This window comes from Psychrobacter glaciei, from assembly GCF_014652895.1.
Taxonomy (GTDB): domain Bacteria; phylum Pseudomonadota; class Gammaproteobacteria; order Pseudomonadales; family Moraxellaceae; genus Psychrobacter; species Psychrobacter glaciei.
Map to the genome: position 1 here is coordinate 76,538 of NZ_BMZR01000005.1, position 26,014 is coordinate 102,551.

A 26,014-nucleotide genomic window follows, 5' to 3' on the forward strand; every position below is an offset into this window, starting at 1 on the left:
TGGTCACGGATAAAATCGTGGCAAATATGCGACATTATCCCAATACTATAGGATAGCTGCTGATGACCAAGCCTGCCAAACGCACGCAAAAAGATGAGATTGGCATCTACCTGAAACGCCAAGCATGGATTTTATTTATCCTGATTATTATTGGCTGGGTAGTAGATGTGACTTGGCTAGACAGTGGGCTGATAGTAGCAAAAAGTACCTCGATCGGTGCGCTACTTAGTTTCGCCACACAAGCCGTCTTTGCAAATTTTATCTTTTGGCATACTGGATATCGCGCGCGCCGACACATTGTCAGCCAGCTATATCGAGGTCAGATGGTCAAATGGCTACTGACAGTGTTTGGTTTCGCACTAATTTTTATTACCGTACAACCCCTATCAGCGCCTGCGTTGTTTATCGGTTTTATGGTAATGCAAATTAGTCACAGTTGGATGTTGTGGCACATACGCTAGCACTCTTTACGATCAGTATTGAAGTGAGTAAGTATCTATTAGCGTTAGATAAGTCATCCTGCCGTCCAACTTCTCTATGGCTAGCTTCACAAAGCCAAAAGAATGACAAATAACTGATTTGACGTTAAGGTATGGACTTATAAGTTACTGCTATAAGTCGTTGAAATTAGCGTAAAAAGTAAAAATAGTCTTATAGATAAGAGATAGTTTGGTTAATTGCCATCACTTATAATTTTATTTTTACAATTTCACGAATGATGCAAACCCATGCCACTAAAGGTCAATAGCCGCTAACTTGTTCATACAGCGGATAAAAAAGTCATAATAGGCTTTACACGAATACAACGCTGCATTAATATAGGCAGCTAACTGCTTTGTTTTTGGACGCTATATTAAGCGTTTGCCTAAAAAGGCAGGTATGAGCAGACACCTATTCGATATAAACATTAAAGGGCTATTAATGAATAATCATAAGCCCTTTTTTGATAGCTAAAATTTATACTAAGCTAGGTATATAGCACTAGTAAATAGAACTATGGGTTGGATGTTGTTGGTTACATGAGCGCCTTGGTTGGTTTTATCTCCTTACGTGAGACACGTGGGAAAAAGACCCGCCAATCGCCTCATCAGATGACAACCGTATTTTTGGTAGTTGATTAAATCGTTGATTAATAAGAAGCTTACATTATGGCATCCGAGCAACAAACATCATCAGAATATATCTCTCACCACTTAACGAATTGGACGTACGGCTATTTGCCGGGCGAAGGCTGGAAAGTTGCCTATACTGCTGAAGAAGCAGGGCTGATGGGCTTTAAAGCTATCCATCTTGATTCTATGCTTTGGTCAGTTGGCCTGGGTATCTTGTTTTGCACCATCTTTTGGATGGTTGCCAAAAAAGTCACTTCAGGCGTACCAAGCAAAACTCAGGCAGCAGTTGAGTTGATCGTTGAGTTTGTTGATAACAACGTTCGTGATTCGTATAGTGGTACCTCAAAACTGATTGCGCCACTGGCGTTGACTATTTTTGTGTGGATCTTCTTGATGAACTTGATGGATTTATTGCCTATCGACTTTATTCCAAGTCTTGCGGGGCAAGTTGGCGCCATGATGGGTCATGATCCACATCACGTATTCTTCAAGATTGTGCCAACGACTGATCCTAACATCACGCTTGGCATGTCATTTTCTGTCTTTGCGCTGATTATCTTTTATAGCATTAAAGAAAAAGGGTTGGGTGGTTTTGTCGGTGAGTTAACACTCCATCCGTTTAGTGCCAAAAACCCAATCATGCAAGCCATTTTGATTCCCATTAACTTTATTCTAGAAGCAGTTACCTTGATTGCAAAGCCTGTATCACTTGGCTTGCGTCTATTCGGTAACATGTATGCTGGGGAATTGATTTTCATACTGATTGCCCTGATGCCGTTTTGGATTCAATGGGCGTTATCAGTACCGTGGGCGATCTTCCACATCTTAATTATTACACTTCAAGCGTTCGTATTTATGATGCTAACGATAGTTTACATGTCGCTTGCATCATCAACTGAACATTAATTAGACATTCAATAGGTAAATGAGGATACATCAATGGATCCAGTATTAGGTGGTTACACAGTTATAGCAGTAGCGCTACTTATCGGTCTTGGCGCACTTGGCACAGGTATTGGTTTTGCTATTCTAGGCGGCAAATTCTTAGAAGGTGTTGCGCGTCAGCCAGAACTTGGCTCACAATTGCAAACTCGTATGTTCATCGTAGCAGGTCTTCTTGATGCTATTCCGATGATCGGTGTTGGTATTGCTATGCTATTGTTATTCGCTAACCCTCTAGCAGGTTAATCAGAAAGCTCAGTTGTAAATGTTTGGTAGTCAAAGTTTGTATCTTAACCATAGCCAAAGTTTGGCTATCAAATATGATCAATGAAACTGATTTTTCATTAACAAAGAGGTGATCACGTGAATATCAATTCTACCCTCATCGGTCAAGCCATTGCTTTTGCAATCTTTGTGATGTTCTGCATGAAATTCGTGTGGCCACCACTTATCGGTGCCATCAATGAGCGTCAGCGTAAAATTGCTGAAGGCTTGAATGCCGCAGAAAAAGCAAAAGCAGATCTGGCGACCGCGGAGCAAGATGTCCAGCAGGAGCTTAATCTTGCAAAGACTAAAGCTGCTGCTCTAATCGAGCAAGCGAACAAGAGCGCCAACCAGCTTGTCGAAGATGCCAAAACGCAAGCCCAAGCGGAAGGCGAGCGCATTCGTCAACAAGCGCAAGCATCTATCGACCAAGAAATCAATCAAGCGCGTGAATCATTGCGTGCCCAAGTTGCTGAACTGGCTGTGCTTGGTGCAGAAAAGATTTTGCAAGACAAAGTCGATGTGCAAAAACATGCCAGTATGTTAGACCAACTGGCGGCGAAGCTGTAATTGTGAGGATATAATGGCTGACTTATCAACCTTAGCACGACCGTACGCTAAAGCCGCGTTTGACTATGCCAATGAAAACGGGGTAGTAAATGAGTGGGAAAACTTCTTATTTATTGCCAGTAACATTGTCAATGACAAGTCGTTCAGTACTTGGCTAGACAATCCAGCTGTTTCTGCTGAGCATAAGTCAGCTGCTTTGATCGATCTTTATGATACACAAGTAGCTAGCGCTGATGATTCTGCTTTTAAGCAGTTATTAGGTGAGGCCCAAGGGGCTCGCCCAGACAACAACGCCAGCTATCCAAAAGTATCAGTGGCACTTAGTAACTTCGTTAATCAGTTATCAGAACAAGAGCGTCTGGCGCTGCTTCCTGAAGTTTATGCGCATTATCGCCGTCATAAGGCAACCAGCTTAAAGCAGCTTGATGCCTACGTGACCTCCGCCTATCCATTGACCGATGCACAGCGTGACATGCTCCAAACACGTCTTGCTGCTTCGCTAAATGCTAGTGTGGTGATTCATGAGTCGGTTGATCCTAGTCTTTTGGCTGGCGCTACGATCAAAGTCGGTGACAAAATCATTGATGATTCGATGCGCGGCAAGTTACAACAGTTAAAAACACAGCTAACTGCCTAATGCCATTCATCAACGTAGATATATAAAAACTGCGTGATAGTAAGAGCATTTAAATCAGTGGGCGGGTTATCATAAATTAAAGGAAACAAGGCAATGCAACAATTGAATCCAGCGGAAATCAGTAACCTGATTAAGCAGCGTATTCAAGACCTTGATGCGGGTGCAACTGCAAAGAATGAAGGCACGATTGTCAAAGTATCTGACGGTATCGTGCAGATTCATGGTCTTGAAGATGCCATGTACGGCGAAATGATTGAGTTTGAAGGTGAAATCTATGGGATGGCGCTTAACTTAGAGCGTGATTCTGTTGGTGCGGTAGTACTGGGCGACTTCCTAAAACTACAAGAAGGCCAAAAAGCCTATTGTACTGGTCGCATTCTTGAAGTACCCGTAGGTCCTGAGCTGCTAGGCCGTGTTGTTGATGCTTTGGGTAATCCTATTGATGGCAAAGGTCCTATCGATGCCAAAATGACTGACAAAGTCGAAAAAATCGCCCCAGGCGTGATCGACCGTCAGTCAGTAGATCAACCAGTAATGACCGGTTATAAAGCCGTTGATACCATGATTCCAATCGGTCGTGGCCAGCGTGAGCTTATTATTGGTGATCGTCAGACGGGTAAAACCGCGATGGCTATCGATGCGATCATTGCGCAAAAATCATCTGGTATCAAATGTGTATACGTGGCAATCGGTCAGAAACGTTCGACCATCGCAAACGTCGTACGTAAGCTTGAGCAAACTGGTGCGCTTGAATACACTACAGTAGTAGTTGCTTCAGCATCAGAGCCAGCAGCACTACAGTATATCGCACCGTATTCAGGTTGTACGATGGGCGAATACTTCCGTGACCGCGGCGAAGATGCCCTGATTGTTTTTGATGACTTATCAAAACAAGCAGTTGCTTATCGTCAGATTTCACTATTGCTACGTCGTCCGCCAGGTCGTGAAGCGTATCCTGGTGATGTATTCTATTTACATTCACGTTTACTTGAGCGTGCATCACGCGTAAATGCTGCGTACGTAGAAAAGTTCACTAATGGTGAAGTAGTGGGTAAGACAGGTTCTTTAACCGCATTGCCTATTATTGAAACCCAAGCTGGTGACGTATCTGCATTCGTACCGACTAACGTGATTTCAATCACTGATGGTCAGATTTTCTTAGAGTCTAGCCTATTCAACTCAGGTATCCGTCCAGCAGTCAACGCTGGTATCTCGGTATCTCGTGTTGGTGGTGCTGCTCAGACTAAGATTATTAAGAAGCTGTCTGGTGGTATCCGTACCGCACTAGCCCAGTATCGTGAACTAGCAGCATTTGCCCAGTTTGCCTCAGATCTTGATGACGCGACTCGTGAACAGCTTGATCATGGTGAGCGTGTGACTGAACTGATGAAGCAGAAACAGTATCAGCCAATGTCTATCTCTGAGCAAGCAGCGGTTATCTATGCGTCGAACGAAGGTTTCTTATCAGACGTTCCAGTTGAAAAAATTGGTGCTTTCGAAGAATCTTACTTACGTTACATGCATGATGAGCAAAGTGAATTGATGCGTGAGATTGATGATACTGCGAACTATAATGATGATATCGCAGGTCGTTTAAAGTCAGCTTTAGAGACCTTTAAACAAAATCACAGTTATTAATTTAACGGGTTAAGCCGAACTGGTTATGGCTGTCGCTGACAGCCTATAAGGTGACGCGTTGTCTGATAAGCTTTTTGCTGAGACAGGCGCGTCACTGCTTTAACCATCATCGGTATTAGATCGCGTGTTGCCACAAGATTTGAAATATTATTTGATTAGTTCAATGTTTTATATTAAAAAATTGTTGCAGGCGCCAATGCTTTTTAACCCTCTTATATTGGAATCATTATGGCAAGCTTAAAAGAGATACGTGCCAAAGTCACCAGTATTAAAAGCACCCAAAAAATTACTCGCGCTATGCAAATGGTAGCAGCAAGTAAGATGCGCCGTGCCCAAGACCGCATGGAAGTGGGTCGCCCGTATGCTGATAGTATGCGCCGGGTTATTTCACATTTGGTGCATGCCTCATCAGACTACAAACATCCTTATATGGTATCGCGTCCGGTCAACAAGGTCGGCTATATTGTCGTTACCTCTGATCGTGGTCTCGCAGGTGGTTTGAATATTAACCTATTCAAAGCGCTCACCAAAAGCATTCATGAGTATCAAGATCAGTCTGTTCAAGCTGAGTTTGCAGTCATCGGTGCCAAAGGCGTCAGTTTCTTCAAAAATTTCGGCGGAAAAGTCACCTCAGCCGTGACCGACTATGGCGACAAACCAACGTTTGAGCAATTAAATGCACCCGTTCAGGCCATGCTTGAGGATTATAGTAACGGTAATATAGACCGTATCTATGTGGTATATAACAAATTCGTTAATGCCATGACTCAAAAGCCAACCGTCAATCAATTAGTACCTCTACCAGAGGGCTCATTTGGTGACGAAGAGAGCGGTATACAGACAGAACTTAGCTGGGATTATATCTACGAGCCTGACATCAAGACGTTGATTGATGAATTGCTTGGCCGTTATATTGAGTCGATTGTTTATCAAGCGGTAATGGAAAACATTGCCTCTGAGCAGTCGTCACGTATGGTTGCGATGAAAGCGGCAACAGATAATGCTGGTGACCTAATTAACGATTTACAGTTGGTTTATAACAAGCTGCGTCAAGCGGCGATTACCCGAGAAATCTCGGAAATCGTTGGCGGTGCTGCTGCTGTTTCATAATTGACTACACCTATATATAGAAGTTCAAGGAGAACGCAATGAGTAGCGGTCGTATTGTACAGATTATTGGCGCGGTTCTTGACGTTGAGTTCAACCGTAGTGAAGTTCCTCAGATTTATGATGCTTTGCAAGTAGATGGTACTGAAACCACCCTAGAAGTACAGCAACAATTAGGTGATGGCATCGTACGTACTATTGCCATGGGTTCAACTGAAGGCCTAAAGCGTAACCTACCTGTTACTAATACTGGTGCACCTATTTCTGTGCCTGTCGGTATTGGTACACTAGGTCGCATCATGGATGTTCTTGGTCGTCCTATCGATGAAGAAGGTCCTGTAGAAGCTGACGAAAAATGGTCTATCCACCGTGAAGCGCCAAGCTATGCGGATCAGTCAAACAGTACTGAATTGTTAGAAACAGGCATCAAAGTTATCGATCTACTTTGCCCGTTCGCTAAAGGTGGTAAAGTTGGTCTATTTGGTGGTGCTGGTGTTGGTAAAACCGTCAACATGATGGAATTGATCAACAACATCGCGCTTAAGCATGAAGGCTTGTCAGTATTTGCTGGTGTCGGCGAACGTACTCGTGAAGGTAATGATTTCTATCACGAAATGCAAGAAGCTGGCGTTGTAAACACTGAAGACTTTAGTAAATCTAAAGTAGCCATGGTATATGGTCAGATGAATGAGCCACCGGGTAACCGTTTACGTGTTGCTCTGTCTGGTTTGACTATGGCTGAGTACTTCCGTGATACGAAAGATCCTGCTACTGGCAAAGGTCGTGACGTATTACTGTTCGTTGATAACATCTATCGTTATACACTAGCCGGTACTGAAGTATCAGCACTGCTTGGCCGCATGCCATCAGCGGTTGGTTATCAGCCAACACTAGCTGAAGAGATGGGTATGCTACAAGAGCGTATTACATCAACTCAGTCAGGTTCAATCACGTCAGTTCAGGCCGTATATGTCCCTGCGGATGATTTGACGGATCCATCACCTGCTACGACGTTTGCTCACTTGGATGCAACGGTTGTACTAAGCCGTGATATCGCATCACAAGGTATCTATCCTGCGGTTGATCCATTAGATTCAACCTCACGTCAGCTAGATCCACAAGTGATCGGTGAAGAACATTACAACGTTGCTCGCGGTGTTCAAGAAATTCTACAGCGCTATAAAGAGCTTAAAGATATCATCGCAATTTTGGGTATGGATGAGTTGTCAGAAGAAGATAAACTAGTCGTTTATCGCGCTCGTAAGATTCAGCGCTTCTTGTCACAGCCATTCCACGTTGCTGAAATCTTTACTGGTGCACCTGGTAAATATGTACCACTACGCGATACCATTGCTAGCTTTAAAGCAATCATCGCTGGTGAATACGATGACTTACCAGAGCAGGCCTTCTATATGGCTGGTGGCATTGATGAAGTGGTTGCCAAAGCAGAAAAAATGAAATCTTCTGCAGCGTAAGTTGCTCAAGTATTGGCTAACGAGTAGATAGGCTGTAATACGTTTATCTACTCATCAGTAACGCAGCGCAGTTTTTACTGTTTTTTGATCGCGTTTTGATAGTAAGGAGTTAAGTATGGCAACGTTACAATGTCGCGTCGTAAGTGCCCGTGAAGAGTTATATTCAGGCGAAATTAGCATGTTAATAGCGACTGGTACCGAAGGCGAGATTGGTGTATTGCCAGGTCACACACCGCTTATTACTTTGTTAAAACCGGGTGCGATGCGAGTGCAAACACCAAACGGTGAAGAAGAAGTGATTTACGTATCAGGTGGTGTACTAGAAGTACAACCAAAAATGGTCACGGTATTGGCTGATACAGCGATGCGCGCCCATAATCTTGACGAAAGCAAAATTGTTGAAGCACGTAAAAAAGCAGAGCAAATGCTGGTCAATCAATCAGATACGGTACAAACCAACGCTGCCTTGGCATCATTGGCAGAGTCCGTAGGACAGCTACAAGCTATCCGTAAGTACAAAAACCGTGCTTAGTCTTATTATTTGCCGTGTTAAACTTTACGTTTAATCCAGTCTTATATCTCAAAAAACAGTCCATCATGGGCTGTTTTTTTTGCTCATTATTTGGTGTGAATTTAGGTCGTGGTACGATGTATCAAGCTATTCGCTATGAAATATTAAACTATTCACTATAATGCGGGATTTCTGTGTTAGGTTTGAATAAATACACGATATAGTCCGCCCTTTTAATTAATAGATAGCCAATATTAATAATTTTATGCAAAAGTCACTAGCGGCAATCCATATATCTCGCTATATTAGCTGTTGGACAACAATTACCAAGAATATCAAAAACGTACTAGAGCTACTTTATCTAAGGGTTTGATGGTTCATACCTATTGGCCTCTTAACTGCTTGATAGAGACTGTGTTAGGTTTTTTGGCAGTACAAATCATATAATCTTGGACGCAAACTAAAGTTTTAATAGTCGTAGTTTATAGGTTTTGTTAACGACTATAAGCTATAGTATAGGAAGCTGTATGTTTAATAGTATACTGTCCTACCAAGTTTGTAACAGCTATACGAACATCAATTGTGCCACTCGATGGCGCTATTAATTTACCGCTCTTACTTTTACTGCTTTTAAATTAGATGTATTAGAGGATATAACAATGACAACAACTGAAGAAGACAACACCCCCCGAATTTTGATTGTTGAGGATGATGAGCGTCTGGCCATGTTGACCCAAGATTACTTGGTGAAAAACGGTTTAGAAGTGGCAATTGAGACTGATGGCAATCGTGCCATTCGCCGCATTGTCAACGAACAACCAGATTTGGTCGTGCTTGATGTCATGCTTCCTGGTAGCGATGGGCTTACAGTCTGCCGTGAGGTCCGTCCGCACTATCAGAACCCTATCTTGATGTTGACTGCACGTACTGAAGATATGGATCAGGTATTGGGTCTTGAGATGGGTGCCGATGATTATGTCGCCAAACCTGCTCAGCCGCGTGTACTGCTTGCCCGTATTCGTGCTTTATTGCGTCGCTCGGAAAATGCACCATCAGAAGATGTGCCACAACGCTTAGAATTTGGCGAATTGGTCATCGATAACGGTGGTCGTTCAGTGAATTTAGGCGATGAGTTGGTCGATTTTACCAGTGCTGAATATGATCTTTTGTGGTTGCTGGCTTCTAATGCTGGTCGTATTCTCTCTCGTGAAGATATTTTTGAGCGTCTACGTGGTATTGAGTATGATGGTCAAGATCGTTCGATTGACGTACGTATCTCGCGTATTCGTCCAAAAATCGGTGATGATCCAGAAAATCCAAAACGTATCAAAACCGTACGTAGTAAAGGTTATTTATTTGTCAAAGAAGGCAACTAATTCATTAACTGAATTAGCCAGTCTTGCTTATGCAAAGATTGATTGTTAGTGTAAGTCAGATAAAAAAACCAGCAATGATGCTGGTTTTTTTGTGGCGAAATCTTAATTTTTGAACTTAAATGTGGTGTTATGTGGTTTAATTAAGCCATTATTATAGATACTGACTAAATAGATGTGATGCGCATAGGTAATCAGGTTACTGGCACATAAAATCAAAACATAGCGGTCAGGGTTTATCTCTATTCAACGATGCTCGATATCATTAATATTGCGTCATTTATATGCTAAATGTTATCAGTCGTTATTATTTACTAAGTTGGTCACGGCACGTATGTCATTAGTCTCTTCTTTAAAACATAGTATTTTTGTCCGTATTTATGCTGGACTACTCATCGTCTGTTTGTGTGTGGCATTATTTGCTCAACTATTGATGGATACCATCAATAAAGAGCGCGTGCAATCCTACCGTGAAAGCATGGCAACAGGTGCTTTTCATTTGGTCAGCGAAGGAATTGCACACCAAGACAATGAGATGCAGCGTGAGTACTGGTTGTCTGATGCCAGTAGTTTGTTTGGCGCGACTTTTAGTGTTGTGCCGATTGAAAAAGTCGATTTTAATGCCAGCGAATTGCGACGTTTTGAGAACGGCAATACCGTTGTGCGTTATGTGAGTCAGCCCGTCTACGCAGACGTTTATTATCGTCTACCAAACAGTAAAAGCGTGTTGACCGCTAGAGTTACTCAAGTCACTGAGCAGCAAGTACGTGCCATTGCCGTGTTCCTACTGGATGATTTGTCCTATCATATAACGCTGTCGGATAAGCGTGCTCGCTTGGCTGAATTGGAAGAAAAGTTCTCTTTTCCTTTGGCATTTAAAGCCGTCAATACGCTTGAGTTGGACACAGATCAGATGGCGCGTCTGCGCCGCGATGAAGTGGTCATTTTATTGCAAGACACCAATAGCAGTAAAAGTAACTCATCTATCAAAATTATTGTGCCATCTGAAATCAACGATATGGCGATTCTGATTGGGCCGGTTCCTTTGTTCAATTGGTTCCCGCTTAATCTGATTATCAGTATGATTCTAATTAGTATGTTTTTGATCAGTCTGGGTGTCTATGCGCTTATTTTTCCGCTCGAGCGTAAATTACAATTGATCCAAGTCGGTGTTAATGAGGTCAGCCAAGGCAACCTTGATATCCAAGTACAGGTCATTGGGCAAGACGAAATTGCACGTCTGTCAGCGACGTTTAATGCCATGACCTCGCATATTAAGCGTTTGATTGAGTCGCAGCGAGAGCTGACGCGCGCGGTATCTCACGAGTTGCGTACGCCAGTGGCTCGTATTCGCTTTGCTGTCGATATGCTAGCAGATACCGATGACGAAGACTCACGTTTTATGCAGCGTGATTATATCGACGAGGATATTGAGTCGCTCAATGGCCTCATTGATGAGATTTTGACCTATGCTAAGCTTGAAGAAGGCTCGCCAAAACTCGACCTAGAGCCGGTGAACCTTAAAGAATTGCTCGAACAGATTGAGCGCGAAACCAATGCCTTAGGTAAGCCTATAAAAATCGTCGCCAATCTGCCAAATGCCAAAGTAACAGCAGTAGCAGACAGACGATATTTGCACCGTGTCATTCAAAATCTTGCGGGTAATGCTTTACGCTATGCAGAAACGACCATTATTATTAGTGCGGGTGTCAAAAAGGGCAATGCTTTTGTCAGCGTGGAGGACGATGGTCAAGGTATTGCAGAGGCTGATCGCGAAAAAGTATTTATTCCATTTTCACGCTTAGATGACAGCCGTACACGAGCCTCTGGTGGCTATGGTCTAGGACTGTCTATTGTGTCGCGTATTGCCTTTTGGTTTAATGGCAGTATGAAGGTAGACGAAAGCCGTGATCTTGGCGGTGCTAGATTTGTGATGACATGGCCTATCAAACCTTTGACGCAAGTGCTGGCTGCTGATCAATTAACCCAAGAAAAAAGCGACCGTGATTTTGATATTAAATAATGCAAGCAGCTATTTTATGTCTGTAAAATTATGAGTATTTTGACCAGCAAAAAATAGACTAAGCGCTCAATATATGGTGAACTAAGCTGAGATGCTTTGGTAGCAAACCTGTAATAACAGGTTTTATAAGTTGTAAAATAGAGGAGGGCAGAGGATGCCGTATTTATTTGGTGGTTTGGTACTACTGAATGCGTTGACACTGGGTTATTATTTATTTCTACAGCAGCCAACCACGACTCAAACGCTCAAAGCCGCGCAGGATGAAATTACTCAGCCCCTAGCGTTCACTAATAGTGCTGAGTATATTCCACCGATTATCGGCGTACGGGAATAATTTTTGTTGCCTAAATATTGAAACAGTTAGGGCGTGTTGAACATTGACAAATAGGCACTGCTGATCGCTAAAACTGCTCCAGACAAGGCGTAAAACGACGGTAATGCTAGAGCCTTAACTAGGTTTACAACGCAGTATGGAGCAGTTTTAACATCAGCTCTAATACCAACAAAGGGAGACAGGACTATTTTTTGCCACTTCATTGTTAAAAACAGACGCTTAGAATGACTAAACTTACTATTTTTGACGTCGAACTGTCTAAAAAATAGTATCTGTCAGTGCCATGGTCGAATGTTCAACACGCCCTAAGTTATCACACCAACTTTTGAAGACGATTATGAAATTGTCTTTTGTCAATTTTTTATAGGTCTTTATTAAAGGTAGTATCTGCTCTCGACGTTTTATCTGTATTAGCCGCTAATGTCTGCTCTCCTGCTACCTTGGATAGCAAAGGGATACGCACACACACTTGTAGTCCGCCTTCAGGATGATTGATTGCCTCAACCGTACCATGATGTAACCGTGCAATACGGTCAACAATCGCCAGACCCAGTCCACTACCTTGGGTGGTACGTGCTGTCTCACCGCGTTCGAAAGGCTGCATGATGCGCTCTAATTGATCTTCTGCTACGCCATCACCACAGTCCCTTACACATATCATCAGCTGCTCTTGAGCTTCTTTATTGACTTCATTTTCAGAAACCACGTCGCTGTCTTCTACTTCAGTTGTTTCTATGAACGTTGGTACGACCGTCGCTGAAAGATAAATAGGCGGCTTGCCATACCGATTGGCATTGTTGACCAGATTAATGACCAAGCGCTTAATCGAGAGAGGTCGCACTGGTACTACTTTGTCACATTCCGATTGATAAATAAATTTCATTGGCGCAAATTGCACCATGATTTCATTAAATATGGTGTCTAAATTGGTCAGGCGCACTGGTTCATCCGAGCCATCTTTCATAAATGAGATGAACTGTTCTAAAATCGCATCCATATCCTCAATATCATAAATCAAACCCTCGCGAAAAAAATCATCCGGTAGCATCTCTGCGGTCAAGCGCATACGAGTCAAAGGTGTACGCAAATCGTGCGAGATACCCGCAAGCATAATCGTGCGCTCTTTTTGTGCTTGATTGAGTGTGGTAAATAGACGATTGAACGCCATATTTACTTGGCGAATTTCAGTAGGGCCGTTGCGTGTCGGCAAGGTAGTAGCGTGACCAAGGCGAATATAATTGGTCGCCGCACGCTGTAAATAACGCAGTGGACGATTCAATTGCCGGGCTAATAAAATAATGGTCAGCAGCGATAATATAGGCAATCCAATGAGGAATAGTACTAACAATCCTGGGCTATATTGCGAATAGTAAACCACGGGTTCACGAATCCAAAAACTGGTGTCACGGCTGTCTTGTACCCAAAGCTGCGGCGTTGGTTTGAATTTAAAATAGACCTCAACCGGTCGACCCAACTGTGCCCCGATTTCGTACTGCAATACATCGGTAAAAACTCCCACAAACGCTTTATCTGCTACTTGTGGGAAGTCACTGGGATTGTCGACCACCACCACGTGCGAATGTTGATATATCCACTGCCGTACTTTGGGATTATCCTGCCAGTCTCTATTGACGCTATTCATCAAACGTAGCTCGCTGGTCAGATAACGCGCATGATTTTTTAGCTCTGGCAAATACAGACTGCGCCAAAAAAACACAATCGATAAGCCGACACTGATAAGGACAATGAAGGCCACCATCAAAGTGGTCAACCAACTGTTCGAATAGGAGCGTGGCAGCCAACCTTTGCGAGGTGGTTTGGGGTTTGGGATGATCATATGAGTCCAAGGCGTAGATAAATAATAGGGTGATAAAATAAAGTCGTGTTTCACAAACTTCAATATTTTTTTATCGTTAATCAATCAAGCACGTTGCCGACATTGGGGATTAAGGTCTATTGTAGACTGTTTTTATTAGACCATTATAGAGGGCGGTAGGGTAGCACAATCAAGTAACTACGCTGGTGGCTCAAATTTGCATAATTACACTTAGCTATTTAAAGACCTCTAAATGTATCCATGTGCTAATTGATGACATGCCCTAAATAGAACGTAAAAAAGCCACCTAACAGTATTTTAGCGATTTAATAGAATTAAGCGCACAAGAACGAGGCTACATAATCGTTGACGATTCATAATTTTAATTTACATATAGGTGCATTTAAGCTATTGTTAATAAATAATTAAATAAGCACAGTTTATGTTTTCAACAAATAAAGACTGTGATATAATTATGCCCTTTTTGGTATACCTGCGAAAGAGAGAATTCACATGGTTGTTATTCGTTTAGCACGGGGCGGTGCCAAGAAACGCCCATTTTATCAAGTAGTTGTTGCTGATCAACGCCGCGCGCGTGACGGTCGCTATATTGAAAACATCGGCTTTTTTAACCCACTCGCTAAAGAGTCTGAAGAAGCAGTACGTTTGAACATGGAAGCGTACAATGCGTGGATCGCTAAAGGTGCACAACCTTCAGATCGCGTTGCTTCATTAGCAAAAGCTTACAACAAGTCTGTAGCTCAAACTGAAGCAACTGCTTAAGTTTAGGTTATTACTGAGACGTTTATAGTCTGACTATGATCTCACTCAGTAGACTTTAGAATACATAGCGTAACTGGTCTCACCAGGGTGCGCCATTAACTGTTTATCGCTTTTGACACAATTGTTTTTGCAATTGCTGTTTTAATCATTGTTAGGTTAGCTGCTATGTCATCTGTTCCAAACGCTAGTGCCCTTATGAAAATTGGTCAGCTCAAAAAGCCTTACGGCATCAAAGGTTGGCTTTGGGTATTCAGTGAGACGGATGATCGCACAGCGATATTCGATATGAAGCCGTGGTGGATGAAAACTGCCACTGGCATGAAACCTTTGACTGTAAAGGCATGGCGTGAGCAAGGGACAGGAATCGTGGCTCAATTTGAGCAAGTTCCTGACCGTAATGTTGCTGAGACCATGAACGGTGTTACCGTTTGGGTCGAGCAAAACATTCTGCCTGAAACAGCTGAAGACGAATATTATTGGTCGGATTTGGTCAGTCTGCGCGTGATGAACGAGCAGGGTGAATATTTAGGCAATATCACTGAAATGTTTGAAACTGGCGCCCACGCTATCATGCGTGTAGCGGCAAATTCAGACAGTTTAGATAAGGAAGAACGCCTGATTCCATGGCACAAGCAAACTGTTGTAGAGGTCAATATAGCCGAAAAAACAGTGCTGGTTACATGGCAAAGTGATTACTAATATAATATCTGGCTTTTTAGCCAAGTGTTATTGGTAGTCATACCGATTGTTTTAGCCACAATGCAAGTAGACATCAGATGTATTTTGCCGTCATTAGTATTTTTCCTGAGATGTTTGCGACGATTCGTGAGTTTGGTATCACGGGGCGAGCAGTCACTCAAGAGCAAGTGACGATTGAATGCATTAATCCACGTGATTATACCACTGATAACTATCGCCGTATTGATGAGCGCCCTTATGGTGGCGGTCCTGGGATGGTGATGATGGCTGAGCCATTATCAAAAGCTATCGAGGATGCGCGCCTGCGAGCGAGTCAACATGGCTGCCGTGTCGACAGTGAGCATTGTCCGGTGATTTATATGTCGCCACAAGGACAAACGCTCAGCGAAAGTAGTGTGGTCAGTATGACTGAGTACGATGGCATGATTATATTATGTGGTCGTTACGAAGGTATTGATGAGCGCTTACTGGCGCAATATGTCGATATGGAAGTATCGCTGGGTGATTATGTGTTGACTGGTGGCGAGCTGCCAGCAATGGTGATGATGGATAGTGTGATACGTCGTTTGCCAGATATCATGGGTGACGACAAGTCAGCTGAGCAAGACTCGTTCGTCGATGGCTTGCTTGATTGTCCACATTATACGAAACCGCATGATTTTGCGGGTATGGCTGTTCCTGAAGTATTACTATCAGGTCACCATGCCAATATCGCTAAGTGGCGCTTTAGTCAGCAAGTCAGTCGCACGCAAGCGCGTCGTCCAGACTTATGGCAAGCGTTCACACCGACGGTAGCGCAAGCGAAGTGGTTAAAAGCATTGGCAAAAGCAGATAAAAAATAGATTGTTGAAATCTGGTTTTTTTGTCACATTTGATAAACGGTTAAGAAATAGAATTTTGAGCATTAATAAAACGAGTCATCGCATAGTGGCCGTTGGTTATAACCCATTTACGTTGTGTCTCACTATAAAGAGATGCGATTAATTATTACAAACAGGTGATATGCGTTAAGCCTCTATTATCTAATGTGAGGAGATAACTCTCATGAGCAACAAGCATCCATTGGTTCAGGTCATCGAAAACGCTCAATTGCTTGAGCGCCCAAACTTTGCACCCGGCGATACCGTTGTGGTTCAAGTAAAAGTACGTGAAGGTGAGCGTGAGCGTTTACAGGCTTTTGAAGGCGTTGTAATTGCTAAGCGTAACCGCGGTCTAAACTCAGCATTTACCGTTCGTAAAATCTCAAGCGGTATCGGTGTTGAGCGTGCATTCCAACTGCATTCACCAATCATTGAAAGCATCGAAGTGAAACGCCGTGGTGCGGTTCGTCGTGCGAAACTATACTACTTACGTGAACGCTCTGGTAAATCAGCCCGTATCCGCGAAAAACTTGGTGCTCGTCCAGTTGCTAAGAAAAAAACTAGCGCTGGCGTACCTGATGCAGTTGATACTGCACCTGGTATTTAAGCACAAGTTTGCCATGCCTATTTAGCTGTATGATTATACGGTTAATGATAGGTAAGGCGAGAGTAGATACAAGCCCTTATTCATAGGTTTATTTATAAATAAGCGGGCCATACCAAAAAAGACGGAACCCCAATCTATGCGAAAGCTAGGTTGGGGTTTTTGTATGTGTGGTTTTAAATTTGAATTGAAAATGACATGTTCAGTACGCTTTAACCTTCATCATCAAAATTATCTATACGACTACTTTGGTCTTTAGATTTGCTGTACTTACGCAGTCGGATGTAGATAGTTTTGGTGACAGTGGCGATCAGTTTTTGCTGATCATCAAAGATATCGGCCTGATATTCACGAAAGACCGCATCACCATCTTTGGCCAGTTCTTGAATAGTGATGATTTCAGCACTGGGGATTTTCATCCGAGTGATCACTTTACTGTTACCTGGCGCGACAAAGTCGATATGTGAGCTTTTGTCCCACACCACGTAGCTACTGCCCAATTGATGCATGAGCATAATCATATAAAATGGATCAACCATCGAATATAAACTACCACCAAACTGAGTGCCGACGATATTTTTGTTCAAAGCATTAAGTCCCATACTGACGACGCACAGACCTTGATCTAGATTGATATGATCGATTTTGATACCTGCACCGATATAAGGCGCATAGGTATTGATGCGTAGCTTAAGTAAATGTGGTGTCAGTAATGGCATGATGCTTTGTTTAGCCCGACGTTTTAATGTCTCAAAATTGGATGGTAGTAAACGCATGAACTTATCCTGTTATTGCTTCTAAGTTTTTCTATTTGTTTTAATACAGCTGATTATTTAAAAGATATTTGTATTGCGCATAATCATTAGGGGGTATTTATCATAAGTAAAAAACACCAAGACCGCTAGCCTTAAAGCGTAACTGACATGGATTTTCTATGGTTACTTTAAAGTTACCATAATCTATTTAGTATAATTATCTTTAGTATTTATTTATGTGATAGCTAATGTCCAAATATAGATGATTGTTAAGAAAAAGGTCATTTATTTTAATTTAAAGCCTATATTAGATATGTTTTTTCCTCATGGTTTCCTATTAAGTTCAATATCGTGCTAAATAGAAACTTTAATTTATATATTATAATGAGATACACAGTATCTTTAAATGGTTCTAAGTTCGCATTTCAAGTTCTCATGTCATACAATAGCTTGCAATTTTTAATGAACGCTTTAGTCACATAAAGTTTCACTATTAAATTATCAGTTAACCAAAGCCTCAGTCGACACAAGGAAATGTGATGAGTAACACTCAGATCCCTTCTCCAGGGTCTAATCAACAGCCGTCAAACCCGTCAGATTACGACACAGAGTCATTAGGTAGCTATGTCGATTTGCACAAGCCAAGTTCAAGCTTTGATAGTCGTGATGATTATCTGAATCATGAATTGCAGATCATGCAGCCCAAACGCTGGCGTCCCAATTTACCGTTTCGTGATTATCGCTTTGAATATGAAGACACTATTCCTGCAATGGCCGCAACGATTGGCAAAGTGGTTATGGTAGGTGCGATTGCTGCAACATTTGCAGGTCCACTTGGTTTGGGCGATGCGTTTGTTTTAGAAAACGTTCGTTATGAGCTATTAATTGTTTCATTTTTTATTATCTTATTTTCAGGCTTTCTGCTCCCGACAGCCAACCTCGCAGGTACTCACGGCCCCCTTATTCCACTTATTCCTATTGTTGTAGCTGCTGGTGGCCATCCAATGGCGTTTGGTCTGCTCATCGGTGCTTTTGGCTTACTGCTTGCTATTAGCAAAGGGGGAAGCTTGCTAGCCAATTTAACCAGTAAAGGTGTATGCGGTGGCCTCTTGATTTACTTAGGGTTTATCGGGACGACCTCACAGGTTAAAAACTTGTTTGCATGGTCAGAGAGTATCGGCATGTCGCATATTGCCTTTTTCATTATTTTGGCCACTATCCTGTTATATGCATTGCTTGAGCACTGGCAAAAACGCTGGCTTGCTGTACCGCTAAGCTGTGTCTTAGGTGGTGGTCTTGCTTTTGCATTGGGCGCACCCTTTGAGTTCAAAACCGCACCAGGTCTGCCGAATATGAATCCGATGTATTGGTGGGGTGAAAATACTGGTTGGATGCTAGGATTACCGACAGTTGAGAGCTTTATTATTGTACTGCCATTTGCTATTTTGGCAGTTGCTATGTGGTCACCAGATTTTTTAGGCCATCAGGTATTCCAAAAAATCAGCTATCCTAAACGTACTGAAAAAGTGCTCATGGATATCGATGACACAATGACTAGCGCTTCGTTTCGTCAGGTAGTTGGCTCTGTATTGGGCGGTGCTAACTTTGCATCATCGTGGGGCACCTATATTGTCCCAGCAGCGATTGCCAAACGTCCGATTCCTGCCGGTGCCTTATTGACGGCATTGTTTTGTATTATCGCAGGGGTTTGGGGCTATCCAATGGATTTGGCTATCTGGCAGCCAGTGATGTGTGTGGCATTGATCGTTGGGGTATTTATCCCACTGCTTGAAGCTGGCATGGAGATGACTCGCGAAGGAAAAACGACCCAGTCTGCTGCGATTGTGGTGTTTGCCTCTGCACTGGTAAATCCTGCGTTTGGTTGGTCGCTCACGCTATTGCTCGATAACTTGGGCTTGATTGGCTCTAAAGAACGTAGTGCCAATTTGACTAAAATGAGCCGCTGGATCATACCGGGTATTATGTTTGTGGTATTGACTGGCGTGATGGCTATCGTTGGTATGTTGCCAGGCATCCCAGCTTTAATGGCTAACTTCCGTCATTAGTAGTATGTTGCTGAATAAACGATAATAGAACAAACTAAGTCAGCGAAAGCTGGCTTTTTTATGGGTGATACTATGATAATAATTGGCTTGTAAAACAATGACTCCCGCCCCATAACTAGCAGTATTATAAGACTTTTAAGAGCAATGAATTCTATGGTTAATGTCTCAGAATCGAGTCCTATCGATGATAAAAAAGCCCGTCTTAAGCATTTAATTCAGCGCCTACCAAATTTGCCAGGCGTGTATAAAATGCTGGGGAAAAACGGTGATATCTTATACGTTGGCAAGGCTAAATCACTGAAAAGCCGCGTAAACAGCTACTTTGCAAAGACGATCGATCATCCAAAGACACGAGCATTAGTGGCGCGAATTCATAATATTGAGACCATCATCACACGTAGTGAGACAGAAGCGCTGTTACTTGAGCAAAATCTGATTAAAGAATATCGTCCACCTTATAACGTGTTGCTACGGGATGATAAATCTTACCTCTATGTGTTTATCTCAGCCGACAAGCCTTATCCAAGATTGGCGTATGGTCGCGGTAAAGGCAATCATCAAAAGGGTCGATTCTTTGGGCCGTTTCCATCTGCTCATGCAGCAAAAGAGACACTGGTGCTGATGCAAAAAATGTTTCAAATGCGTCAATGTACCAATACTTTCTTCAAGCAACGTAAGCGTCCTTGTCTTGAGTATCAGATTAAACGTTGCCGTGCGCCCTGTGTCGGCTTGGTATCAGCAGAAGAGTATGCAGAAGATGTTAATAATACGATTCGCTTTTTGAAGGGTGATTCTAGCGATATTCACACCACGCTGATTGAAAAAATGGAAGCATCAGCTGAAGAGTTAGATTTTGAGAAAGCAGTATTTTATCGCGATCAGCTCTCTATGCTGCGTGAAGTGCAGGCCAAGCAAGCTGTCTATACCGTACAAGGCGAGGCCGATGTGATTGCGATTGCCAGTCAGGCAGGCATGACGTGTGTCAACGTATTAACCGTACGTGGCGGGCGCGTATTGGGTGGTAAGAACTATTTCCCTGATGTCGACAGCAGTGAATCGCTCGCAGATAATTTATCTGCTTTTATTACCTCTTTCTATTTTCAAGTAACCGATGACTTGCCAGCAGAAATTATGCTAACTCATGAGCTACCGGATCAGGTGGCGGTGAGCGAAGCTTTAGCCACGCACTTTGGTAGCAAAGTCGTCATCAAAACCAATGTACGTGAACATCGTGCAGAGTGGTTAGATTTGGCAAAATTGAACACGAATAACGCGCTAAAAACCAAGCTGGGTGATTATTTAGAATTGCATGCACGCTTTGGTGCACTAAAAGATGTATTGGCCGATGTCACTGAGCGCACCATTGATCGGATTGAGTGTTTTGATATCTCACATACGATGGGTGAAGCGACCATTGGTAGTTGTGTGGTATTCGACCAAGGTGGCTCGCGTCGCCGTGATTATCGTCAGTATGCTATCCATGACATCGTAGGCGGTGATGACTATGCAGCGATGAAACAAGTGCTGACACGGCGTTATAAGAAGCAGCCGTTGCCAGATCTGTTGCTCATTGACGGTGGTAAAGGTCAGCTTGGTATTGCCAAAGAAGTATTAACTGAATTGGGTATTCTTGGTGATACTTTGCTCATTAGTGTGGCAAAAGGGGAAGGGCGCAAGGCTGGGCTTGAAGTATTGCACTTTATCGATCATGAGCCGCTAGATCTACCAATGGATAGCAAAGCGCTGCATTTATTGATGCATATTCGCGATGAGGCGCATCGTTTTGCGATCACGGCGCACCGTAAAAAGCGTGATAAGCGCCGTTCATCCTCAGTATTAGAAGTGATACCAGGACTGGGCGAAAAGCGCCGTCGTGATTTGCTCAATCACTTTGGTGGTATGCAGCAATTGCTTGGTGCGTCTCAACAAGAGCTGTCTGGAGTGCAAGGTATTGGTCCGGTATTAGCGAAAACCGTTTATAAAGTGTTGCATGAGTAGTTTTATTGATTGTAAAAAAGGGCGTCCTAGAAATATCTAAGACAGCCCTTTTTTCAATCATTTTTAATGAGCAGGTGACAGTTATTCAGCAGCTTTTACTTTATAAGTCACAAATTTAAAGTCCAACGCACTCTTTTCATCGTGCATCTGCTCAGACTCTTCTGCCGCTTCAAACTCACTTGGCAATTCAGGATAAAAAGCCTCACCATCAGCGATCTCAGTATCTACATGGGTCAGCTCAATACGATCGGTATACATCATCGCCTCTTTAAACACGCGTTCACCGCCAATCACCCAAATCGTATCCAAATGTGCGCCATGCGCCAGACTGGCCGCTTGTGTGAGAGCATCATCTAGGTTATGCGTGACATAAGCATTGGTCTTACCGACAAGGCCTTTTTGTTCAGCATAATCCATCTGAGTACTGATGATAAAGCTTACTCGATTTGGCAAAGGCTTGCTGCCCATTGATTCAAAGGTCTTGCGCCCCATGATGACGATACCTTTAATAGCACCATCACTATCTTTGGTTGTCATCTTTTTGAAATGCTGCAAGTCCGCTGAGATGTGCCACGGCAGCGCATTGTCTTTACCGATACAGCGATTACTACTGATAGCAGCGATTTGGGCGACTTCGGTGTGGGCATAACTCATAACGTATCCTTTTTATTATCTTTTACAATGCTAATCTTATTTGAATCAGTCAATCAGACAGATGCTATACCGCAACTTTTGCTTTGATAGCAGGATGGGATTCATAACCTTCAACGCTAATATCGTCATAATTGAAGGCAAAAATGTCATTGACCTCAGGGTTAAGCGTCAACGTTGGCAGTGTATATAGCGAACGCGTCAACTGTAACTCAACTTGCTCACGGTGGTTTTGATAAATATGGCAATCACCACCCGTCCAGATGAATTCGCCTACTTCTAGACCACAAATTTGCGCGACCATATGGGTAAGCAGGGCATAGCTGGCAATGTTAAACGGCACACCTAGGAATAAATCTGCTGAGCGCTGATAGAGCTGGCACGACAGTTTATTGTCCGCGACGAAGAATTGAAACATGGTATGACAAGGCGGCAAGGCGACTTGATCTGCTTCGCCAGGGTTCCAACCAGACACAATCAAACGGCGTGAATTGGGGTTGGTTTTTATTTGCTCGATGACTTGGGTGATTTGATCGACACCATCCGCATGGTAATTGCCGTTTTCATCTTTGGTTGCGCCATAATTGCGCCATTGATGACCATAGACAGGGCCCAAGTCACCAGCAGGACGATTAAAACGAGCCGTCTGCTCTACAGTAGCCCATTCATTCCAAATGCGTACACCATTGGCTTGTAAATAATCGACGTGAGTACTACCACTTAAAAACCAAAATAGCTCATAGGCGATGGATTTAAAATGGACTTTTTTGGTGGTTAATAGCGGAAACCCTGACGCCAAGTCAAAACGTAGCTGTGCGCCAAAGTGGCTGAGCGTACCAGTGCCAGTACGATCGCCTTTTTCAGTGCCTGTGGTCAAAACGTGTTTGAGCAAGTCTAAATAGCCCTGCTCATTATTGTTATTGATCATAAAAATACTCTTTTGCATTATTAAAATGCATTGTCAAAACCGATACTCGACTAAAAATACTTCTTAATAAGCAGCTTGCTTACCCCAGTCATAGATGCCGCGTTTGTAGGCATAAATTAACAAGACAAAGCCGATAATTATCATTGGGGCGCTTAGTATTTGCCCTTTGGTCATCCAGCCTAACAAGATGAACCCTTGGTCGATGTCTGGCTGACGAAAGAATTCAATAATGAAACGGCTAAAGCCATAACCTAACATGAAAATACCGGTCGCTGCCATACGAGGGCGGGGTTTCGATGAATACCACCATAAGAATAAGAACAGCAATAGACCTTCAGCAAGCGCTTCATATAGCTGTGAAGGATGACGCGGCAGCAGATACTGACCATTAACTTCGGTCATTAGCTCTTGCAGCTCAGGATTGGTCTGTAACTGCTGCATATCGAAAGACGCGGCTTGCGGGAAATACGTCAACCAATTATAGCCGCCATCAGAGACACGCCCCCACAGCTCACCATTGATATAATTGCCAATGCGGCCAAACAATAAACCCGTCGGTACGCATGGCACGACAAAATCTAGTACTTGGAATGGTGTCTTTTTATACTTACGAGCAAAATACAGCATACCAAGCATGACGCCGATCAAGCCGCCATGGAATGACATACCGCCTTCCCAGACTTTGAAAAGATAGGCTGGATTTTGTAGCAATTCACCAAACTGATAGAACAAGACATAGCCGACACGGCCGCCCAAAATGACGCCGAGTGCCCCAAAAAATACTAAGTCCGAGACCATATCAGTGGTCCAATTATCGCGTTTGGTGCTGCGATACCATGCCAGACCGAAAGCGGCGGCAAATGCCAGTAAATACATCAGCCCATACCAATGGACTTCGACGGGTCCAATTGCTAATGCTACAGGATCGTACTGAGGATGAATCATCATAAGGGCATCATAATATTGATAATAAAGTGCTGACTATAATAGCAAAATTCGTCCCTTGCGAATACTATGATGAGTGAATGGATGAGTGAATGGATGATTGAATGAATAGCAAAGCGATAAAAAACCCGATAAGATGAAAAAATTGCATTAATTTCTGAGGAATCATCATGCATCTACATTTATCAACGCCACCGCTTTTGAGTGACAAAAATCAGAAATAACGGCTGATGAGACCTGATTAGCAAATAAAACCTTAAAGGACGTCTTTTACCTTCGCTAACAAGTACTTGTACAACAGAAAATTATTATAAAAGGAACGCTATGTGTATCGTCGCTATTGCTTGGCAGTTATTTGATGAGTTGCCATTGGTATTATTGTCTAATCGTGATGAGTTTTTGCAGCGTCCGACTGAGCCGCTACATCAATGGTCTGATCAGCCTATTTATGCTGGCCGTGATAAGCAAAGCGGTGGTACATGGCTAGGTATTCATCAAGAAAAAAAGATAGGATTTTTTGAGCAGAATGGACGTTGGGCTGCGGTATTGAACTTTCGTGATGGTGTGCAAGCAAGCAGTGATGAGCGCTCACGTGGTGCGCTCGTGACTGAGTTTTTAACGGGAGATTTAAGCCCGATGGATTTTGCCCGAAGTATTAATTTGCAAGATTATGCTGGGTTCAATCTTATTATTGGTGATACGGCACAAGCCGTCATCGTTAATAATCGCGGTCATGCACCCACGCCATTACATGCAGGACTTCATGTCATCTCTAATGGTCAGCCGGAGGACAGTTGGTTTAAAACCGAGCGTCTACGTGGCAGGCTGCGGCAAGAAGTGCTACCCTTGATTGCTGAGGACAGCTCACCTAAGTACTGGCAAGAGGCTGCTTTTAATGTATTGTCAGATAATACGAAAGCACCGGTGGACCAACTACCAGAGACGGGTATGAGCACTGAGATTGAGCAAACCTTGTCATCTGTTTATATCGAGCCAGTTGCTTTTGGCAATGCTGAAACCAGCAAACCCACTTACGGAACACGGACTCAAAGTATTTTAACCTTACGCCAAAATAGGGCATCAGACAAACAAATCCTTGCTGAACTTATCAGCCATAAATGCAATCATCCTGCAAATCCCAAATAAAAATGCCCACATTAATATCTACGTTTTTTAGATATCAATGTGAGCATGTGTTTTGTATTAAACTGTCTACTTACTCCATTAACAAGTGATTGTCTTGCTCAGGAATAATAAGCTCTTGTCTAAGTGGTAGTTCGCGTGCCAGTTCTTGCAAGGCGCGACGATATACTCCGCGTTTAAAGTGAATTACTTGTCCGAGTGGATACCAGTAGCTGACCCATTGCCAATGGTCAAATTCCGGTTTTCCCGCATCAAAGCGGATGTGTTGAGTATTTGGCTCATCTAAGCGCAGCAAAAACCACTTTTGTTTTTGCCCAATACATAAAGGGTGCTGTCCGTGACGGACATAGCGTTTTGGCAGGCGATAGCGCAACCAATCTTGCGTGACTGCCAATAAGTCCACATGACGCGGATGTAAACCGACCTCTTCCCAGAGTTCGCGATACATCGCATCCATCGGCGTCTCTCCACGGTCGATGCCGCCTTGCGGAAATTGCCAAGCGTTGTGACCAATGCGTTTTGCCCACAGAACTTGCCCTTGTGTATTTGCCAAGATGATACCGACATTGGCGCGAAAGCCGTCTGCATCTATCATGACTAAACCTTTTAATATGTCTAAAAATAGCTTATTCCCACATAACACCGTGACAGCAATCATAATTATTATAGGGTGACTGTTATCGATATCAGGTAAAAATAAGATTCATTACCGTTATTAAACCAAGAAACAAGCAAAATGTGTAACAGTATTTTGCTATAAAATGTTTCACGAGTTTAGTC

25 protein-coding genes are annotated in these 26,014 nt (G+C 43.0%); 19 read left to right on the top strand and 6 right to left on the bottom strand.

Annotation, left to right across the window (positions count from 1 at the left end):
- The first annotated feature begins 62 nt into the window (after positions 1 to 62).
- From IE130_RS11335 to IE130_RS11390, 12 genes are all read left to right on the top strand, one after another.
- Positions 63 to 461 carry an ATP synthase subunit I gene (locus IE130_RS11335; RefSeq protein WP_189586002.1) on the top strand — a complete coding sequence of 133 codons (399 nt, stop codon included), beginning with the start codon at positions 63 to 65 and terminating at the stop codon, positions 459 to 461.
- Positions 462 to 1,148: 687 nt separating this feature from the next.
- Positions 1,149 to 2,018: a F0F1 ATP synthase subunit A gene (gene atpB / locus IE130_RS11340; protein ID WP_010197962.1), complete on the top strand. Its 870-nt coding sequence runs from the start codon at positions 1,149 to 1,151 to the stop codon at positions 2,016 to 2,018.
- 33 nt (positions 2,019 to 2,051) lie between these two features.
- Positions 2,052 to 2,300, top strand: a complete 249-nt coding sequence (gene atpE / locus IE130_RS11345; protein WP_010197960.1) for a F0F1 ATP synthase subunit C — start codon at positions 2,052 to 2,054, stop codon at positions 2,298 to 2,300.
- A gap of 117 nt (positions 2,301 to 2,417) precedes the next feature.
- Positions 2,418 to 2,888, top strand: coding sequence for a F0F1 ATP synthase subunit B (locus tag IE130_RS11350; protein WP_010197957.1), 471 nt, complete (start codon positions 2,418 to 2,420; stop codon positions 2,886 to 2,888).
- A gap of 13 nt (positions 2,889 to 2,901) precedes the next feature.
- On the top strand, positions 2,902 to 3,525 hold the full coding sequence (locus IE130_RS11355; protein WP_189586005.1) for a F0F1 ATP synthase subunit delta: 624 nt from the start codon (positions 2,902 to 2,904) through the stop codon (positions 3,523 to 3,525).
- Positions 3,526 to 3,618: 93 nt separating this feature from the next.
- The gene (gene atpA / locus IE130_RS11360) at positions 3,619 to 5,163 is read left to right on the top strand and encodes a F0F1 ATP synthase subunit alpha (protein WP_010197953.1); all 1,545 of its coding nucleotides are present in this window, start codon (positions 3,619 to 3,621) and stop codon (positions 5,161 to 5,163) included.
- A gap of 228 nt (positions 5,164 to 5,391) precedes the next feature.
- A complete protein-coding gene (atpG, locus tag IE130_RS11365) occupies positions 5,392 to 6,273 on the top strand; it encodes a F0F1 ATP synthase subunit gamma (protein WP_189586008.1) in 882 nt (293 codons plus the stop codon).
- A gap of 38 nt (positions 6,274 to 6,311) precedes the next feature.
- Positions 6,312 to 7,745 carry a F0F1 ATP synthase subunit beta gene (gene atpD, locus IE130_RS11370; protein WP_010197951.1) on the top strand — a complete coding sequence of 478 codons (1,434 nt, stop codon included), beginning with the start codon at positions 6,312 to 6,314 and terminating at the stop codon, positions 7,743 to 7,745.
- A 115-nt stretch (positions 7,746 to 7,860) separates the two neighbouring features.
- On the top strand, positions 7,861 to 8,277 hold the full coding sequence (locus IE130_RS11375; protein ID WP_010197949.1) for a F0F1 ATP synthase subunit epsilon: 417 nt from the start codon (positions 7,861 to 7,863) through the stop codon (positions 8,275 to 8,277).
- Between the two features lie 638 nt (positions 8,278 to 8,915).
- Positions 8,916 to 9,632, top strand: a complete 717-nt coding sequence (locus IE130_RS14450; RefSeq protein WP_010197939.1) for a response regulator — start codon at positions 8,916 to 8,918, stop codon at positions 9,630 to 9,632.
- Positions 9,633 to 9,963: 331 nt separating this feature from the next.
- Entirely contained in the window at positions 9,964 to 11,652 is a 1,689-nt protein-coding gene (locus IE130_RS11385; RefSeq protein ID WP_189586011.1) for an ATP-binding protein, read from the top strand.
- Positions 11,653 to 11,806: 154 nt separating this feature from the next.
- On the top strand, positions 11,807 to 11,986 hold the full coding sequence (locus tag IE130_RS11390; protein ID WP_026037138.1) for a hypothetical protein: 180 nt from the start codon (positions 11,807 to 11,809) through the stop codon (positions 11,984 to 11,986).
- A gap of 361 nt (positions 11,987 to 12,347) precedes the next feature.
- On the opposite strand, the gene IE130_RS11395 is transcribed toward IE130_RS11390, so the two are convergent.
- Positions 12,348 to 13,823, bottom strand: coding sequence for an ATP-binding protein (locus IE130_RS11395; protein WP_010197932.1), 1,476 nt, complete (start codon positions 13,821 to 13,823; stop codon positions 12,348 to 12,350).
- Between the two features lie 492 nt (positions 13,824 to 14,315).
- Here IE130_RS11395 and rpsP point away from each other — a divergent pair, with 492 nt between their 5' ends.
- The 4 genes from rpsP to rplS all read left to right on the top strand — a co-directional run bounded on the left by rpsP (position 14,316) and on the right by rplS (position 16,751).
- Positions 14,316 to 14,585, top strand: coding sequence for a 30S ribosomal protein S16 (rpsP, locus tag IE130_RS11400; RefSeq protein ID WP_010197931.1), 270 nt, complete (start codon positions 14,316 to 14,318; stop codon positions 14,583 to 14,585).
- A gap of 165 nt (positions 14,586 to 14,750) precedes the next feature.
- On the top strand, positions 14,751 to 15,284 hold the full coding sequence (gene rimM, locus IE130_RS11405; protein ID WP_189586014.1) for a ribosome maturation factor RimM: 534 nt from the start codon (positions 14,751 to 14,753) through the stop codon (positions 15,282 to 15,284).
- A 77-nt stretch (positions 15,285 to 15,361) separates the two neighbouring features.
- Positions 15,362 to 16,126 carry a tRNA (guanosine(37)-N1)-methyltransferase TrmD gene (gene trmD / locus IE130_RS11410; RefSeq protein ID WP_010197929.1) on the top strand — a complete coding sequence of 255 codons (765 nt, stop codon included), beginning with the start codon at positions 15,362 to 15,364 and terminating at the stop codon, positions 16,124 to 16,126.
- Positions 16,127 to 16,328: 202 nt separating this feature from the next.
- On the top strand, positions 16,329 to 16,751 hold the full coding sequence (gene rplS / locus IE130_RS11415) for a 50S ribosomal protein L19 (RefSeq protein ID WP_010197927.1): 423 nt from the start codon (positions 16,329 to 16,331) through the stop codon (positions 16,749 to 16,751).
- A 209-nt stretch (positions 16,752 to 16,960) separates the two neighbouring features.
- Here rplS and IE130_RS11420 read toward each other — a convergent pair whose 3' ends face one another.
- Positions 16,961 to 17,524: a DUF4442 domain-containing protein gene (locus IE130_RS11420; protein ID WP_189586018.1), complete on the bottom strand. Its 564-nt coding sequence runs from the start codon at positions 17,522 to 17,524 to the stop codon at positions 16,961 to 16,963.
- A gap of 518 nt (positions 17,525 to 18,042) precedes the next feature.
- Between IE130_RS11420 and IE130_RS11425 the strand changes: the two genes are divergently transcribed.
- Both IE130_RS11425 and uvrC read left to right on the top strand, forming a co-directional pair.
- On the top strand, positions 18,043 to 19,569 hold the full coding sequence (locus IE130_RS11425) for a DUF3360 family protein (RefSeq protein WP_189586021.1): 1,527 nt from the start codon (positions 18,043 to 18,045) through the stop codon (positions 19,567 to 19,569).
- 153 nt (positions 19,570 to 19,722) lie between these two features.
- Positions 19,723 to 21,567: an excinuclease ABC subunit UvrC gene (gene uvrC, locus IE130_RS11430; protein ID WP_189586024.1), complete on the top strand. Its 1,845-nt coding sequence runs from the start codon at positions 19,723 to 19,725 to the stop codon at positions 21,565 to 21,567.
- A gap of 81 nt (positions 21,568 to 21,648) precedes the next feature.
- Here the strand turns inward: uvrC and IE130_RS11435 are convergent, their stop codons facing one another.
- From IE130_RS11435 to lgt, 3 genes are all read right to left on the bottom strand, one after another.
- Positions 21,649 to 22,221 (bottom strand): dihydrofolate reductase, encoded by a 573-nt coding sequence (locus IE130_RS11435; protein WP_189586028.1) that lies wholly within the window; start codon positions 22,219 to 22,221, stop codon positions 21,649 to 21,651.
- A gap of 64 nt (positions 22,222 to 22,285) precedes the next feature.
- Entirely contained in the window at positions 22,286 to 23,146 is an 861-nt protein-coding gene (locus IE130_RS11440; protein ID WP_189586030.1) for a thymidylate synthase, read from the bottom strand.
- A 63-nt stretch (positions 23,147 to 23,209) separates the two neighbouring features.
- Positions 23,210 to 24,094, bottom strand: coding sequence for a prolipoprotein diacylglyceryl transferase (lgt, locus tag IE130_RS11445; RefSeq protein WP_189586033.1), 885 nt, complete (start codon positions 24,092 to 24,094; stop codon positions 23,210 to 23,212).
- A gap of 321 nt (positions 24,095 to 24,415) precedes the next feature.
- Between lgt and IE130_RS11450 the strand changes: the two genes are divergently transcribed.
- On the top strand, positions 24,416 to 25,237 hold the full coding sequence (locus tag IE130_RS11450) for an NRDE family protein (protein ID WP_189586037.1): 822 nt from the start codon (positions 24,416 to 24,418) through the stop codon (positions 25,235 to 25,237).
- 70 nt (positions 25,238 to 25,307) lie between these two features.
- On the opposite strand, the gene IE130_RS11455 is transcribed toward IE130_RS11450, so the two are convergent.
- Positions 25,308 to 25,829, bottom strand: a complete 522-nt coding sequence (locus IE130_RS11455; protein WP_026037137.1) for an RNA pyrophosphohydrolase — start codon at positions 25,827 to 25,829, stop codon at positions 25,308 to 25,310.
- Positions 25,830 to 26,014: the final 185 nt, after the last annotated feature.

Bases quoted from the DNA above. Each gene is read 5' to 3' on its own strand.
- IE130_RS11335 (WP_189586002.1), top strand. From the start codon at position 63: ATGACCAAGCCTGCCAAACGCACGCAAAAAGATGAGATTGGCATCTAC.
- atpB (WP_010197962.1), top strand. From the start codon at position 1,149: ATGGCATCCGAGCAACAAACATCATCAGAATATATCTCTCACCACTTA.
- atpE (WP_010197960.1), top strand. From the start codon at position 2,052: ATGGATCCAGTATTAGGTGGTTACACAGTTATAGCAGTAGCGCTACTT.
- IE130_RS11355 (WP_189586005.1), top strand. From the start codon at position 2,902: ATGGCTGACTTATCAACCTTAGCACGACCGTACGCTAAAGCCGCGTTT.
- atpA (WP_010197953.1), top strand. From the start codon at position 3,619: ATGCAACAATTGAATCCAGCGGAAATCAGTAACCTGATTAAGCAGCGT.
- atpG (WP_189586008.1), top strand. From the start codon at position 5,392: ATGGCAAGCTTAAAAGAGATACGTGCCAAAGTCACCAGTATTAAAAGC.
- atpD (WP_010197951.1), top strand. From the start codon at position 6,312: ATGAGTAGCGGTCGTATTGTACAGATTATTGGCGCGGTTCTTGACGTT.
- IE130_RS11375 (WP_010197949.1), top strand. From the start codon at position 7,861: ATGGCAACGTTACAATGTCGCGTCGTAAGTGCCCGTGAAGAGTTATAT.
- IE130_RS14450 (WP_010197939.1), top strand. From the start codon at position 8,916: ATGACAACAACTGAAGAAGACAACACCCCCCGAATTTTGATTGTTGAG.
- IE130_RS11385 (WP_189586011.1), top strand. From the start codon at position 9,964: ATGTCATTAGTCTCTTCTTTAAAACATAGTATTTTTGTCCGTATTTAT.
- IE130_RS11390 (WP_026037138.1), top strand. From the start codon at position 11,807: ATGCCGTATTTATTTGGTGGTTTGGTACTACTGAATGCGTTGACACTG.
- IE130_RS11395 (WP_010197932.1), bottom strand. From the start codon at position 13,823: ATGATCATCCCAAACCCCAAACCACCTCGCAAAGGTTGGCTGCCACGC.
- rpsP (WP_010197931.1), top strand. From the start codon at position 14,316: ATGGTTGTTATTCGTTTAGCACGGGGCGGTGCCAAGAAACGCCCATTT.
- rimM (WP_189586014.1), top strand. From the start codon at position 14,751: ATGTCATCTGTTCCAAACGCTAGTGCCCTTATGAAAATTGGTCAGCTC.
- trmD (WP_010197929.1), top strand. From the start codon at position 15,362: ATGTATTTTGCCGTCATTAGTATTTTTCCTGAGATGTTTGCGACGATT.
- rplS (WP_010197927.1), top strand. From the start codon at position 16,329: ATGAGCAACAAGCATCCATTGGTTCAGGTCATCGAAAACGCTCAATTG.
- IE130_RS11420 (WP_189586018.1), bottom strand. From the start codon at position 17,524: ATGCGTTTACTACCATCCAATTTTGAGACATTAAAACGTCGGGCTAAA.
- IE130_RS11425 (WP_189586021.1), top strand. From the start codon at position 18,043: ATGAGTAACACTCAGATCCCTTCTCCAGGGTCTAATCAACAGCCGTCA.
- uvrC (WP_189586024.1), top strand. From the start codon at position 19,723: ATGGTTAATGTCTCAGAATCGAGTCCTATCGATGATAAAAAAGCCCGT.
- IE130_RS11435 (WP_189586028.1), bottom strand. From the start codon at position 22,221: ATGAGTTATGCCCACACCGAAGTCGCCCAAATCGCTGCTATCAGTAGT.
- IE130_RS11440 (WP_189586030.1), bottom strand. From the start codon at position 23,146: ATGATCAATAACAATAATGAGCAGGGCTATTTAGACTTGCTCAAACAC.
- lgt (WP_189586033.1), bottom strand. From the start codon at position 24,094: ATGATGATTCATCCTCAGTACGATCCTGTAGCATTAGCAATTGGACCC.
- IE130_RS11450 (WP_189586037.1), top strand. From the start codon at position 24,416: ATGTGTATCGTCGCTATTGCTTGGCAGTTATTTGATGAGTTGCCATTG.
- IE130_RS11455 (WP_026037137.1), bottom strand. From the start codon at position 25,829: ATGATAGATGCAGACGGCTTTCGCGCCAATGTCGGTATCATCTTGGCA.